Source organism: Georgenia sp. Z1491, from assembly GCF_049856175.1.
Classification (GTDB): Bacteria; Actinomycetota; Actinomycetes; order Actinomycetales; family Actinomycetaceae; genus JB111.
The window spans coordinates 157,679-171,006 of sequence record NZ_JBNDNA010000004.1 but is presented as its reverse complement, the minus strand read 5'-3'; the positions used below and the strand labels follow the sequence as shown (position 1 = coordinate 171,006).

The 13,328-nt window shown below is 73.9% G+C and carries 11 protein-coding genes; 5 read left to right on the top strand and 6 right to left on the bottom strand.

Annotated features, from left to right (window positions below):
- Positions 1 to 14 precede the first annotated feature (14 nt).
- The gene (locus ACPYO4_RS05915) at positions 15 to 806 is read right to left on the bottom strand and encodes a helix-turn-helix transcriptional regulator (protein ID WP_425708293.1); all 792 of its coding nucleotides are present in this window, start codon (positions 804 to 806) and stop codon (positions 15 to 17) included.
- A 94-nt stretch (positions 807 to 900) separates the two neighbouring features.
- Between ACPYO4_RS05915 and ilvD the strand changes: the two genes are divergently transcribed.
- Positions 901 to 2,763, top strand: a complete 1,863-nt coding sequence (gene ilvD, locus ACPYO4_RS05910; protein ID WP_425708292.1) for a dihydroxy-acid dehydratase — start codon at positions 901 to 903, stop codon at positions 2,761 to 2,763.
- A gap of 78 nt (positions 2,764 to 2,841) precedes the next feature.
- Positions 2,842 to 3,885 carry a tRNA (adenosine(37)-N6)-threonylcarbamoyltransferase complex transferase subunit TsaD gene (gene tsaD, locus ACPYO4_RS05905; protein WP_425708291.1) on the top strand — a complete coding sequence of 348 codons (1,044 nt, stop codon included), beginning with the start codon at positions 2,842 to 2,844 and terminating at the stop codon, positions 3,883 to 3,885.
- 112 nt (positions 3,886 to 3,997) lie between these two features.
- Here the strand turns inward: tsaD and ACPYO4_RS05900 are convergent, their stop codons facing one another.
- Together ACPYO4_RS05900 and ACPYO4_RS05895 are read right to left on the bottom strand one after the other, a co-directional pair.
- Positions 3,998 to 5,125 carry a YbdK family carboxylate-amine ligase gene (locus tag ACPYO4_RS05900; RefSeq protein ID WP_425708290.1) on the bottom strand — a complete coding sequence of 376 codons (1,128 nt, stop codon included), beginning with the start codon at positions 5,123 to 5,125 and terminating at the stop codon, positions 3,998 to 4,000.
- Between the two features lie 54 nt (positions 5,126 to 5,179).
- Positions 5,180 to 6,457, bottom strand: a complete 1,278-nt coding sequence (locus tag ACPYO4_RS05895) for a THUMP-like domain-containing protein (protein ID WP_425708289.1) — start codon at positions 6,455 to 6,457, stop codon at positions 5,180 to 5,182.
- 237 nt (positions 6,458 to 6,694) lie between these two features.
- Between ACPYO4_RS05895 and groES the strand changes: the two genes are divergently transcribed.
- Positions 6,695 to 6,991, top strand: a complete 297-nt coding sequence (gene groES / locus ACPYO4_RS05890) for a co-chaperone GroES (RefSeq protein WP_425708288.1) — start codon at positions 6,695 to 6,697, stop codon at positions 6,989 to 6,991.
- Between the two features lie 153 nt (positions 6,992 to 7,144).
- On the opposite strand, the gene ACPYO4_RS05885 is transcribed toward groES, so the two are convergent.
- Positions 7,145 to 7,447 carry a WhiB family transcriptional regulator gene (locus tag ACPYO4_RS05885; protein WP_425708287.1) on the bottom strand — a complete coding sequence of 101 codons (303 nt, stop codon included), beginning with the start codon at positions 7,445 to 7,447 and terminating at the stop codon, positions 7,145 to 7,147.
- Positions 7,448 to 7,666: 219 nt separating this feature from the next.
- Here ACPYO4_RS05885 and ACPYO4_RS05880 point away from each other — a divergent pair, with 219 nt between their 5' ends.
- Both ACPYO4_RS05880 and guaB read left to right on the top strand, forming a co-directional pair.
- Positions 7,667 to 8,872: a MerR family transcriptional regulator gene (locus ACPYO4_RS05880; protein ID WP_425708286.1), complete on the top strand. Its 1,206-nt coding sequence runs from the start codon at positions 7,667 to 7,669 to the stop codon at positions 8,870 to 8,872.
- 4 nt (positions 8,873 to 8,876) lie between these two features.
- Positions 8,877 to 10,388 (top strand): IMP dehydrogenase, encoded by a 1,512-nt coding sequence (gene guaB / locus ACPYO4_RS05875; RefSeq protein WP_425708285.1) that lies wholly within the window; start codon positions 8,877 to 8,879, stop codon positions 10,386 to 10,388.
- Positions 10,389 to 10,484: 96 nt separating this feature from the next.
- On the opposite strand, the gene ACPYO4_RS05870 is transcribed toward guaB, so the two are convergent.
- Positions 10,485 to 11,993: an HNH endonuclease gene (locus ACPYO4_RS05870; protein ID WP_425708284.1), complete on the bottom strand. Its 1,509-nt coding sequence runs from the start codon at positions 11,991 to 11,993 to the stop codon at positions 10,485 to 10,487.
- 227 nt (positions 11,994 to 12,220) lie between these two features.
- Entirely contained in the window at positions 12,221 to 13,327 is a 1,107-nt protein-coding gene (locus ACPYO4_RS05865; protein ID WP_425708283.1) for a DNA glycosylase AlkZ-like family protein, read from the bottom strand.
- Position 13,328: the final 1 nt, after the last annotated feature.

Here is a 13,328-nt window from a genome sequence, read left to right as displayed (position 1 = left end):
GCCCGCGCCGCGGGTCAGGGCGTGACCGGCACGTACATCACCACGTGCAGGTCGGCGGCGTCCGAGGGCACGAGCCGGTGGTGCTCGAACTCGAGCAGACCGTGCTCGCGGTGCCGGAAGGTGCGCCTGCGCGACTCGAACCGCGAGACGGCCATCTCGGCGGAGTGGGTGCGGAACTCCTCGCTCGCCCCCGTGAGCCGGTCGACGACCGCCCGGTGCCCCGGGCCGGCCAGCCGCACCCCGGCCTCCGCCCGGAACTCGGCGAGGAAGCGACGGCTGTCCCGCTCCCAGTCGGGGAGCATGCGTCGCAGGTCGGGGTCGGTGTAGACGAGCCACAGCAGGTTGCGGTCGGCCGGTTCGACGTGCGCGATGCGCGGGTAGAGCCACGCGTAGCCGGCGTTCCAGCCGACGATCGCCCAGTCGGCCGTCACGACGAAGGCCGGGAAGTCCAGCGCGTCGACGAGCCGCCGGAGGTGGGCCGGGACGGCCTCACGGCGAGCCGGCGGGGCGACGGCCTCCTGCTCTGCGAGGCCGAGCACGTAGGCGGTCTCGTCCTCGGTCAGCCGGAGCACGCGGGCGACGGCGAGGAGCACCTGGCGCGAGACGTTGGTGTCCCGGCCCTGCTCGAGCCACGTGTACCAGCTGGCGCTCACGCCGGACAGGGCGGCGACCTCCTCCCGGCTCAGGCCCGTGGCGCCTCGGCGGGCCGGCGTCGGCAGGCCGAGCGCCGCCCGGTCGGAGGTGAGGCGCCGGGCCCGGAGGAAAGCACCGAGCTCCTCACGCCGGGGCGTGCGGGGACGGATCACCCACCGATGGTACTGGGAGTACCGGTACCAGCCGCATCCGGCGACCGGGCCCGGATCGTCGTGACGCGGCGTCGGGACGGGGGACGATGGGCACATGCCCGCACATCGCTCACGCACCGTCACCCACGGCAGGAACATGGCCGGGGCGCGCGCCCTCATGCGTGCCTCCGGCGTCGACGGCGCGGACATCGGCCGCAAGCCGGTCATCGCCGTCGCGAACTCCTTCACCGAGTTCGTCCCCGGCCACACGCACCTCGCGCCCGTGGGCCGGATCGTCTCCGAGGCGATCCAGTCCGCCGGCGGCATCCCGCGCGAGTTCAACACGATCGCCGTCGACGACGGCATCGCGATGGGGCACGACGGCATGCTCTACTCCCTGCCCTCGCGCGACCTCATCGCCGACTCGGTGGAGTACATGGTCAACGCGCACTGCGCGGACGCTCTCGTGTGCATCTCCAACTGCGACAAGATCACGCCCGGCATGCTGCTCGCCGCGCTGCGGCTCGACGTGCCCACGGTGTTCGTCTCCGGCGGCCCCATGGAGTCGGGGCGGGCGACGCTCTTGGACGGCACCGTCCGCACGCTCGACCTCGTCGACGCGATGTCCGAGGCGGTCAACGAGAACGTGGCCGACGAGGACCTCATGCGCATCGAGGAGGCGGCCTGCCCCACCTGCGGCTCGTGCTCGGGGATGTTCACGGCGAACTCGATGAACTGCCTCACCGAGGCCATCGGGCTCTCCCTGCCCGGCAACGGTTCGGTGCTCGCCACGCACACCGCCCGGCGCGCCCTGTACGAGAAGGCCGGCTCGCTGGTCGTCGACATCACGCGCCGGTACTACGAGGAGGACGACGACACGGTCCTCCCGCTCAGCATCGCGACCCCGGCGGCGTTCGAGAACGCGATGGCGCTCGACATCGCGATGGGCGGCTCGACCAACACGATCCTCCACCTGCTCGCCGCGGCCAGCGAGGCCGGCGTGGCCTTCGGCCTCGAGGAGATCGACGAGATCTCGCGGCGGGTGCCGTGCCTGTCGAAGGTCGCGCCCAACGTGGCCGAGGGCCGGACCTACTACATGGAGGACGTCCACCGGGCCGGCGGGATCCCCGCCCTGCTGGGCGAGCTGCGGCGCGGCGGTCTGCTGAACGAGGACGTGCACACCGTGCACGCGCAGACGCTGGGCACCTGGCTCGACGAGTGGGACGTGCGCGGCGGTCGGGCCTCGGAGGAGGCCACCGAGCTGTGGCACGCGGCCCCGGGCGGGCGGCGCTCGTCGACGGCGTTCTCCCAGTCCGAGCGGTGGGCGTCCCTCGACGTCGACGACACCCACGGGTGCATCCGGTCCTTCGCGCACGCCTACTCCAAGGACGGCGGCCTGGGCGTCCTGCGCGGCAACATCGCGGTCGACGGCGCCGTGGTGAAGACCGCGGGCGTGGACGAGTCGATCTGGACGTTCTCGGGGCCCGCGGTCGTGTGCGAGTCGCAGGAGGAGGCCGTGCAGCGGATCCTCGGCAAGGAGGTCAAGGAGGGCGACGTCGTCGTCATCCGCTACGAGGGCCCCAAGGGGGGACCGGGGATGCAGGAGATGCTGTACCCGACCTCCTACCTCAAGGGTCTCGGGCTCGGCAAGGCGTGCGCGCTCATCACGGACGGACGGTTCTCCGGCGGGACCTCGGGCCTGTCGATCGGGCACGTCTCGCCCGAGGCGGCCGCCGGCGGCACGATCGCACTCGTCGAGGAGGGGGACACGGTCTCGATCGACATCCCCCGGCGCAGCCTGACGCTCGACGTCCCCGACGAGGAGCTCGAGCGCCGCAGGGCGGCCCTGGAGGCGGGCGGCGGGTACCGGCCGAAGGAGCAGCGCCCCCGCAAGGTCACGCCGGCGCTGCGGGCCTACGCGGCGTTCGCCCAGTCCGCCGACAAGGGGGCCGTCCGGCTGGTGCCCGAGACGGTCTGACGGCGCGGCCCGGTGGTCGGTCGGCCGGCTCCCGGGCCGTCGGGTCGCCGGACGCGCTCCGCGCGTACGATCGCCTGCGTGACCTCCCCGCTCGTCCTCGGCATCGAGACCTCCTGCGACGAGACCGGCATCGCGCTCGTCCGCGGCACCGAGCTCGTGGCCGACGTGACGGCGTCGTCGATGGAGGAGCACGCCCGGTTCGGCGGCATCATCCCGGAGATCGCCTCCCGAGCTCACCTCGAGGCCTTCGGGCCGACGCTCGGCGCCGCCCTGGCGCGCGCGGACGTCGACCTCTCGGAGGTGGACGCGATCGCCGTGACCGCCGGTCCCGGGCTCGTCGGCTCGCTGACCGTGGGGGCGGCCGCCGCGAAGGCGCTCGCGCTGTCCGTGGGGCGGCCGATCCTCGGCGTCAACCACGTCATCGGCCACGCGGCCGTCGACGCCCTCGTCCACGGGGCCGTCCCGGCCCGCTCGGTCGCGCTCGTCGTGTCCGGCGGGCACACCACCCTGCTCTCGGTCGGGACGGGCATCACCGACGTCACCCTGCTCGGGGAGACGCTCGACGACGCCGCGGGGGAGGCGTTCGACAAGGTCGGCCGCCTGCTCGGGCTGCCCTACCCCGGCGGGCCGCACGTCGACCGGCTCGCCGCCACCGGTGACCGGGAGGCGATCCGCTACCCGCGCGGGCTCTCGGCGCCGAAGGACCGGGAGCGGCACGCCTACAACTTCTCGTTCTCCGGCCTGAAGACGGCCGTGGCCCGTGACCTCGAGGCCCGTACGTCCCGCGGCGAGGAGATCCCGGCGGCCGACGTCGCCGCGGGCTTCTCCGAGGCGGTCGCCGACGTGCTCGCGACCAAGGCGCTGCGTGCGTGCGCCGACCAGGGGGCCGACGTGCTCGTCGTCGGCGGGGGATTCTCCGCGAACTCCCGCCTGCGCGAGCTGCTCGCCGAGCGCGGTCCCGCCGCCGGCGTGGAGGTGCGCATCCCGCCGCCGAGGTTCTGCACCGACAACGGGGCGATGATCGCGGCCCTGGGGTCCGCCGTGGTCGAGGCGGGACTGCCCTCCTCGAGCCTGGGCTTCGGCGTCGACTCGTCGATGGCGGCCACGAGCGTCCTGGTCTGAGAACGGCGCCCACCGGCCGAGGCTCGGCGCGGCGGCGCCGGTGCCGCCAGCTCGTGCCGCCGGCGCCGTCAGCTCGCGGCGCCGGTGCCGCCAGCCCGTGCCGCCGGTGCCGTCAGCCCGCGGGGCGTCGCTCCTCGGTCAGCTCCCCGGCCAGGTGCAGGGGCACCGCTGCCCAGCCGTCCTGCTCCGCGGCCGCGAGCTGGCGCCGGTAGGAGGCCCCGGTGTCGAGGACGTGCTCCACGAGGGCGAGGTCGTCCGCGCAACCGAGCCGCTCCGCCGTCGGCGCGAGGTCGGCGACCAGACGTCGCACGGCCTCCGTGGCAGGGACCGAGCCGCCGTCGGTGTCGGTGACGAAGGTGGCGTCGAGCCCGAACCGGGCGGCGCGCCAGCGGTTCTCCGCGGTGAGCCAACGGGGGAGGGCGGGCAGCTCCTCCCCGGCGTCGAGGCGCGTCGAGGAGTCCTCGACGACGCACTGGTTGAGGGCGGTCAGCGCCGCGACCTCGGCGATCGTGGGCGGGGAGTCGCAGATCCGGGACTCGACGGTCCCGAGCTGGGTGGGGCGGGCGTCCCACCGGGTCTCGGTGCGGCGCGCGATGACGTCGGCGGCGAGCAGGTGTTCGACGATGCGCTCGTAGTCCGACCAGGTCGCCATCGAGTCCGGCAGCCCGGCGGTGGGCAGCTGCTGGAAGATCATCGTGCGGTTCGACGCGTAGCCGGTGCCCACCCCGCGCCAGGCGGGCGAGGAGGCCGACAGCGCGAGGATCGGACCGCTCGTCTGCAGGAGGGCACCGACCAGGGGGACCGCCTTGTGCCGGTCCTCGACGCCGACGTGCACGTGCAGTCCGTAGATGAGCATCTCGCGGCCCCACCAGGCGGTGCGGGCGATGAGCCGCTCGTAGCCCTCGGCCACGGGCTGGGCCTGCGGGTCGGCCGTGGCGTGGGCGCCTCCGCCGGACAGGACGAGGTCGCGTCGGCCGGCAGCCTCGACGAGCTCGTCGAGCACCTCGGCCAGCTCGGCGACCGCGGACGCGACGGTGGCGTGGACGCCGGTGACGATCTCGACGGTGCTGGCGAGCAGCTCGTGCGCCAGGCGGGGGTGCGGGGTGCCGGCCGCGGAGCGGAGGTCGTCGATGAGCGCGGGCCCCTCGTCGCGGGGCTCGCCGGTGGCCGCGTCGAGCACCTGGAGCTCCCACTCGACGCCGAGCGACGAGCGCTCCGAGGATCCGAACTCGACGGGCACGGCGCCATTGTGCACCGCGGGCCCCGGCACGAGACCGCGGCGACGCGCTCGGTCTCAGCCCTTGTCGCCGTGCTCGTGCGTCGGCTCGACGCTCGTCGCGTCCACCGGCTCGACGCTCGTCTCCGGCACCGGCTCGACGAGCAGGGCCACGTGCCGCCCCTCGGCGCGGGTGAGCACGAGCGTCGCCCGGTTCGGTCCCCTCAGCCGCAGCCGGCGGCGCACGTCCTCGACCTTCACGCCCGAGCCGCGCTGCTTGATCGTCAGGTCCCCGATCTCGCGAGCGGCGACGGCCCTGGCCAGGCCCTTGGCCCCCGCGTCGACCTGCTCGAGGATGCGGTAGGAGCGGGCGAACGGGGAGGCCGCCGGGGCGTCCGAGGTGAGGTAGGCGATCCGGGGCGAGACCACACCGGCGCCGAGAAGTCGGGCGAGGTCGGCGACGAGCCCCGCACGGATGACGGCGCCGTCGGGCTCGTGGAGGAAGGCGCCCAGCGGTGCCACCGGTGCGTCGTCGTGGGGTGCCGACGGGGGGAGCGGGCCACCACCCTCGGGCGCGAGCAGGTGCGGCTCCTCGCCGAGCAGGACGAGGGCGGAGCGGCCGGCTCCCTCCGGCGCGGCGTCGCCGAACCAGAGCGCGGCCTCGACCACCTCGCGGTCGACCGAGACCCACTGGGCATGCGCGTCGTCCGGGATCCGGTCGAGCTCGATGCCCGGCGCCACCTTGATCCCCGCCGCACGTACCGAGCGGGCTCGGGCGACGACGTCGGCCAGCGGCGGGCTCCAGCTCTCGGGTTCGGTCAGGCGCCGGCCCGCGGCGTCGCGGCGTGCCGGGTCGGCCCACAGGGCGTCGGCACCGAGGTCGGTCAGGTCGACGTCGAGGGCATCTGCCTCGCGCACCTCGGCGCCGTCGAAGGGCTCGAGGTTCGCGCGGGCGAACGCGGCGGTGACCGGGTCCTGCTCGACGGCGACCACCCCGGTGCCCAGACCGGCGATCGCGAGCGAGTCCAGGCCGAGGCCGCAGCCGAGGTCGGCGACCCGGGTGACGCTCGCCCGGCGGAACCGGTGCGCGTGATGTGCGGCGACGACGGTGCGCGTGGCCTGCTCGAGCCCGGCGCGCGTGAGGAGCAGCAGGTCCGCGACCGGGCCGAGACGGTCCGCGGCCTCGGCGCGCAGGGCGAGCTGGGTGAGGGCGGCGGAGGCGAGGTCGGGCGCCATCCCGTGGGCGCGCAGCCGAGCGTTCATGTGCTCGGCCGTCGCGGGCGAGTACGGGGGCAACGCGGCAAGCATCGCGCGGCCCTCGGTCGAGGCGAGAGTGCGCGCGGTGTCGAGCTCCATCCGGCCATCGTCGCAGAGCGGGGGGCGCAGGGCGGCAGGGTGGCGGACGCAGGTGCCGGGGCCTCCTCGTCCGCGGCGCGACATCCACGATCTGGCACTCTGATTGCGCGAGTGCTAATCGGCGACCTAGTCTTGACCCCGACGGACTCACCACGCGCCCGACCCCCGCGACGGCGGGAGCGAGGCTGAGGACGACAGTCAGAGATCCACTCCATACGTAGGAAGGGGAGGTCCGCAGTGTCGGTCTCCATCAAGCCGCTCGAGGACCGCGTGGTCGTCCAGACCCTCGAGGCCGAGCAGACCACCGCGTCCGGTCTCGTCATCCCGGACACCGCCAAGGAGAAGCCCCAGGAGGGCACCGTCGTGGCGGTCGGCCCGGGTCGCGTCGACGACAACGGCAACCGCGTCCCGCTCGACGTCGCTGTCGGCGACGTCGTCCTGTACTCCAAGTACGGCGGCACCGAGGTCAAGTACTCGGGCGAGGACTACCTCGTCCTGGCGGCCCGCGACCTGCTCGCCGTCGTCGAGCGCTGACCCGCTCGGCCCAGTCACGCGAGAGGGCCCCTGCGACCACGTCGGTCGCAGGGGCCCTCTCGTGCGTCCAGGTGCACCGGTGATGCCCGATCCGATCAGACGGCCCGGTCGGCCCGAGGGCCCGGGGCGGACGCTCGACCGCGGGCGGGCGGGTCAGCCGGCCTGCGGGCTCGTTCGTCGTCGGTCCTGGCGGTAGGTCGCCGCACGCTCGTCCTCGCTCAGGCCGCCCCACACGCCGTAGGGCTCGCGCACCGTCAGCGCGTGCTCCCGGCACTGCTCGAGGACCGGGCAGCCGGCGCAGATCGCCTTCGCCGCGTCGTCACGACGACGACGCACCCCGCCTCGCTCTCCCTCCGGGTGGAAGAACTGCTCGGGGTCGACCTCTCGGCAGGTCCCGTGGATCTGCCAGCTCCATACGTCGAGCAGCGGTCCGGGCAGTCGGGACAGCTCGGCCATGGGGCCTCCTCAGATCGGATGAGCAGGGGCCCGGCCGGACGACCGTCCGAGCACCATTCATCAACAGGTTATTACTTGCGCGAAAGTTGGGCAAGGGGGTGCGTGGCGGCACATGGCGCCGGGTCCCGCTGTGGCGTGCATGTTGCGCATGCACCGGAAATGCATAGGTTGGTGTCTCGCCCGTGTTGCCCGCACGGACCGTCGGACGGAGGATGGAGCATGGCCGCACGCCCCGAAGCTGCCCGCGCCTCGCGCCGCGGCACGACGGCGGACCGGGAACCCCCTGCGCAGGAGTCGGTCCACGAGGCTGAACTGGCCGGCGCGGTCGAGAGTCTCGACGGCGCCTACATCGACGAGAGTCGCCCGCTCGACCCGTCCGGAGCTCGACCCCCCGGCGATCGCGGGTCGAGCAGGTCGGCCCGCCGTGCGAACGCCGAGGACGGAGACGGAGATCCGGATCGGGACGAGAGATCTGTTCATGGGACAGACCTCGACCGGGATGCCGTTATCGCTTCGCGCTCGGCGGACGGTGCTGCGGCGGGCGTCGTCGCCGAAGCGCCCCTCACGGTCGGCGCGCTCGCTGAGCGGCTCGGCATCGCCACGTCGACGCTGCGCAGCTGGGACCGTCGCTACGGGCTCGGTCCGAGCGACCACCGCGCCGGCGACCGCCGCCGGTACGGCCCCGCCGACGTCGTCCGTCTCGAGCGGATGCGCGCACTCACGCTCTCCGGCGTCAGTCCCTCCGACGCGGCGCGGGCCGTCACGCAGACGCCGACGGGCTACGGGGCAGGGATGCCGGTCGCCGTGACCGCCACCAGTCTCGACGTGCAGTCGCTCGCCGCGGCGGCCGCCGCCGGGGACCGGAACGACGTCCGGCTCGCCGTGTCCCGGCACGTCGAGGCCCATGGCTGGACGGCCACCTGGCAGCGCCTGCTCTCGCCGACCTGCGACCTGCTCGCCGTCGGGGCGGAGCCCCAGGCACCGGGCAGCGACGGCATCACCGTGCTCACCGGCTGCGCGCTCGAGGTCGTCCGCACGACCGTCCTCGCCCACGGTGTGACGGAGCCCGTCCGCGTGGCCGTCCATACGACCCCGAAGCACGTCCTCGCCGCCCACGTCCTCGCCGGCGCCCTCGCCGAGCGCGGTGTTCTCACGCTCCTGCGGCGGGTCGGCCGCAGCCGGGTGCCGGACGAGGCGCTGTCCGACATCGTCGACCGGACGCCCGACGTCGGGGTGGTGGTGGGGTTCGGACGTGCCGCGAGCGTGCGGGCGCTCGCCGCGTCCGGGCGCGAGCGGCGACCCGAGGTCGTCCTCGTCGGCCCCGGGCTCCCGAGGCGCGTCCCGTCCGAGGCGATCCTGGCCTCCGACCTGCCGTCTGCGGTGTCCACGGTCACTGCGCTTCTCGAGGGCGCGGATCTAGCATGACGGGATGACGGAGACCCCCGCACACGACCCGTTCGCGCTGGTCGGACTGACGTATGACGATGTGCTCCTCCTGCCTGGGGCGACGGACGTCATCCCCTCCGAGGTGAGCACCGCTGCGCGGCTCACGCGCGAGATCGAGCTGCAGGTCCCGCTGGTCAGCGCGGCGATGGACACCGTGACCGAGGCGCGCATGGCGATCGCGATGGCGCGCCAGGGCGGACTCGGGATCCTGCACCGCAACCTCTCGATCGAGGACCAGGCGCAGCAGGTCACCGTGGTCAAGCGGTCGGAGTCGGGGATGATCACGGACCCCGTGACGATCGGCCCCGACGCGACGCTCGCCGAGCTCGACGAGCTGTGCGCCCAGTACCGGATCTCCGGTCTGCCCGTCGTCGACAGCGACGACGTGCTGCTGGGCATCATCACGAACCGCGACCTGCGTTTCGTCCCCACCGACTCCATGGGGGAGCGCACCGTGCGCTCGGCGATGACCTCGATGCCCCTGGTGACCGGTCCGGTCGGGATCAGCAACGAGGACGCCGCGGAGCTGCTCGCCGCCCACAAGATCGAGAAGCTCCCGCTCGTGGACGACGCCGGGCGCCTCCGCGGCCTCATCACGGTCAAGGACTTCGTCAAGTCGGAGCAGTACCCGCAGGCCACGAAGGACGCGGACGGCCGCCTCCGGGTGGGCGCGGCCATCGGCTACTGGGGTGACGCCTGGGAGCGGGCGACGGCGCTCGCCGAGGCCGGCGTCGACATCCTCGTGGCGGACACGGCCAACGGCGAGGCGCGACTCCTGCTCGACATGGTGCGCAAGCTGAAGAAGGACCCGGCCTTCGCGCACGTGCAGGTGATCGGCGGCAACGTGGCGACCCGCGAGGGCGCGCAGGCTCTCGTCGACGCCGGCGTCGACGCGGTCAAGGTCGGGGTCGGGCCGGGCTCGATCTGCACCACCCGCGTGGTGGCGGGCGTCGGCGTCCCGCAGGTCACCGCCATCCACATGGCGGCCCAGGTCTGCGGCCCGGCGGGCGTCCCCGTGATCGGGGACGGTGGGCTGCAGCACTCGGGCGACATCGCCAAGGCCCTCGTCGCGGGCGCCGACACGGTGATGCTCGGGTCGCTGCTGGCCGGGTGCGAGGAGTCCCCCGGCGACCTCGTGTTCGTCAACGGCAAGCAGTACAAGCACTACCGCGGGATGGGCTCGCTCGGCGCGATGGCCTCTCGCGGACGCGTCTCGTACTCGAAGGACCGCTACTTCCAGGCGGACGTCAGCACGGACGACAAGATCGTGCCCGAGGGGATCGAGGGCCAGGTCCCCTACCGCGGCCCGCTGTCCGCGGTCGCGCACCAGCTCGTCGGGGGCCTGCACCAGTCGATGTTCTACGTCGGGGCGCGGACCACCGGCGAGCTGAAGGAGCGCGGGAGGTTCATCCGCATCACGCCCGCGGGTCTCAAGGAGTCGCACCCCCACGACGTGCGGATGATCGCCGAGGCGCCGAACTACACCGCGCGCTGACCGGTTCGAGGCAGGGCTCGCGGGCGTGCGGTGCGCACGCGCGGACCGCGCGTAGGCAGTCGGTCGCGGCGCGCGCACCGGGTGGCCATCCGGCCCTCACTCCAGAAGGTGGTCGAGGTCTGGTGGTTCCGGATCTGGTGCCCGCCGATCCGGCTCGGGAGCCTTCCCGGGCGGAAGGCTGTTCCGCGACGCTGACCCTCGTGGCTCCGGTTCTGGCTGCGGCTCAGGCCCCGGCTCCGGTCGTCGGGTTCGCTCCTCGACGCGTCTCTTGAGCGCCTCGTAGCGCTCGCGGGTCATCTCCGGCGGCGGGGTCGGTCTCCGGTACGGGAACGGTGATCTCGGCGTCCGGTACCGGTGCCCGGTGGGGGTGCGGACCTCGAGCCCCTCGCCACCGGACGCGAGCTCGTGGCGCCACCCCGGGTTGTTCTTCACGTAGTTGTGGGTCTCGCACAGTCCCGACGCGTTGTCCGCGCTGGTCGCGCCGCCCTCCGCGTACGGCGTGGCGTGGTCGACGTGCCTGATCCCGCCGCTGCAGAACGGTCCGGTGCACGCGTCGTCGCGCAGGAGGATCAGCCGCCGGAGCTGCCCGCCGAACACCCGCGCACGGGACTCCATCGACACCACACCGCCCGTGGCGGGATCCGTCCACAGCCGCCGGAACCAGACCTTGGTCGCCTCGCGGAGCTGGTCCCGGACCACCGACGCGGCCACCGGGCCGTGACCGGGCAGCCAGGCCGGCTCGTTGCCACCGGCGAGCGTACGGTCGGTCATGACGATGGTCAGATCGACGTCCCGCGGCTCGGTCGCGCAGGTGCCTGTCACGTGCTCGACCAGGAGGTCGGCGGCGATCTGTCCAGGGGTGCGCCCTCGGGCGTTCCCGGAATTGACGATGCCTCCGGCCTGCGTGAGCAGGGAGGCGTGCACCCGTACCGCCTCGGTCATCGGCAGCAGCGCCGAGACGTAGGCCATCGACCCGGTTGCCGGCCGCACGCTGACATGACGCTGCCGCTTCTCCCGGAGACGCCGGCGCTCGGCGGCCCCCTCGTCGCGCTCGAAGGCGGCCTTGCGCGCGTGGTTACGCACCTGCCGGTCGCCCCAGGTCGGGAGGTCCGGCGCGAGCATCGCGTCGACCTCGCGGCGTTGCTCGACCGAGAGGCCGACGGTCTCCTGCGCGAGGATCGTGGCGCGCCACTCGGACACGAGCCCCTGACTCATCAGCGTGAGGGTCCGGGGCAGCTCGTGGACGAGGGTCTTGGCGAGCCCGAGGTGCCGGTCGCCCTTCGTGGGGGCCTCCTTGCGTGCCAGCGCGACCTCCGCCATCAGGCCCCTGGCGCGCTGACCGGCGGGGACACCGCGATCGGCCTCGTCCTCGGCGCGCATCCGGGCGAGATCGGCCGTGGCCATCGCCTGGCCCGCAGCTGCGACCGCCTTGAGCTCCTCGAGGAACTGGATCTGGTCGACCGCGTCGGCCTCGGAGGCGCGTTCGAGGCGGGGGATCGCCTCCCGCAGGGCTTGAAGCTTGTCCAGCGTCAGAACCGGGGGTGCGACGTCGGTCTCCTGCGTCGTCATCATCGCCCCCTCCGCGTCGTCGTCGACCTCGACCATCCGTGCGTTATATCGACCACGCTAGTCGGCACCACTGACACCGGCGGGGGACCGTCTGGAGCCTGTGGACAGGTGTGACCTGGGAAGACATGTGGAAACGTCGTCGCGGGTGAGCGGGTGAGCGGGTGAGCGGGTGAGCGGGTGAGCGGGTGAGCGGGTGAGCGGGTGAGCGGCTGAGCGGCTGGGCGGCAGGGCTGCCGTCCCGCCGGGGTCCGCCACCACGTCGGTCAGCCGTCGGCGAGCGCGAGCTCCCTGCCGCGCACGACGCCGACCCGCGCCAGCTCGCTCTCGAGCTCGCGCCGCGTCGCCGCGTCGGCGCCGCCGAACCAGGCCACGGACACCTCGCTCCCGCGCGTCCGCCAGGTTCCGACCACGACCCCGCCGCGCACGACGAGGTCGGAACCTCGCGAGACCTCGGCGCGGTGGTGCGGCGGGACGATCCGGTCGTCGGCGGTCCCGGGGCCGAGTACCCACGGGTCGTGACCGGGCAGCAGCCGAACGACGTCCGACGCCCGGGCGCCGAGGATCGCCTCGAGGTCCGCCCCGAGCGCCCAGGCGTCCCGGCCGTCGACGCCGACGCGGACGGCGTCCGCCGACCGGAGCCAGTCGAGGACCCGACGCCTCGGGGCGCTGAGCCCCTCGCCGAGCCAGTACAGGAGGTTCGCCTCGGTCGCGGGTGCGTAGGCGGCGAGATAGAGGACGACGGCGGCGACGCCCGCCTCGTCGGTCGCCTGCTCGATACGACCCGGATCGCGTCCGGGCGCGAGCCGGAATGTCGACCGCCCGTCCCGAGGGGGTCCGAAGACGATGTCGCCCCACCAGTGCAGCGGCTTGTAGAGCGCGTCCGCACCGAGACCGCCTGCGGCCCGTGCCAGGTGCGCGAGCGACGGGCTGCGACCGAGATGTGCCGCGATCTCCTCGCGGGTCGCCGGCCCAGCGGTGAGCAGCTCGCCCACCGCGGCGCGCAGGTCGCCCCAGTCGTCGAGCTCGAAGCTCGCCTGACGCTGGTACCGCGGGGTCTCCCACACCCGGGTCGTGCGGCGCACGGTCAGCAGGGTCCGCGCCGTGCGGGCCTCCATCACGTACGAGCCGCCGCGGAACGCGTAGGCCAGCACGAGGTCGTCACCGCCCAGGGTCTGCTCCAGCGCGCCGGCGGCTGGAACGGAGGACCGCGCCCCCACCGAGAGCTCCGCGCGCTCCGCCGGCCACCCGCGCAGCGCCACGACGCGACGCACGACATCGACCGGGTCGGACGCGCCCGCGTCGCCGAGGCCGTGCCGGTCCAGCCGCCACGCGAGAGCGCGGCGGCCGTCGAGCTCGACGGTGCGACTCATG

Coding starts and splice junctions, on each gene's coding strand:
- ilvD (WP_425708292.1), top strand. CDS start 901: ATGCCCGCACATCGCTCACGCACCGTCACCCACGGCAGGAACATGGCC.
- ACPYO4_RS05895 (WP_425708289.1), bottom strand. CDS start 6,457: ATGGAGCTCGACACCGCGCGCACTCTCGCCTCGACCGAGGGCCGCGCG.
- ACPYO4_RS05885 (WP_425708287.1), bottom strand. CDS start 7,447: ATGGCCGAGCTGTCCCGACTGCCCGGACCGCTGCTCGACGTATGGAGC.
- ACPYO4_RS05880 (WP_425708286.1), top strand. CDS start 7,667: ATGGCCGCACGCCCCGAAGCTGCCCGCGCCTCGCGCCGCGGCACGACG.
- guaB (WP_425708285.1), top strand. CDS start 8,877: ATGACGGAGACCCCCGCACACGACCCGTTCGCGCTGGTCGGACTGACG.
- ACPYO4_RS05870 (WP_425708284.1), bottom strand. CDS start 11,993: ATGGTCGAGGTCGACGACGACGCGGAGGGGGCGATGATGACGACGCAG.
- ACPYO4_RS05865 (WP_425708283.1), bottom strand. CDS start 13,327: ATGAGTCGCACCGTCGAGCTCGACGGCCGCCGCGCTCTCGCGTGGCGG.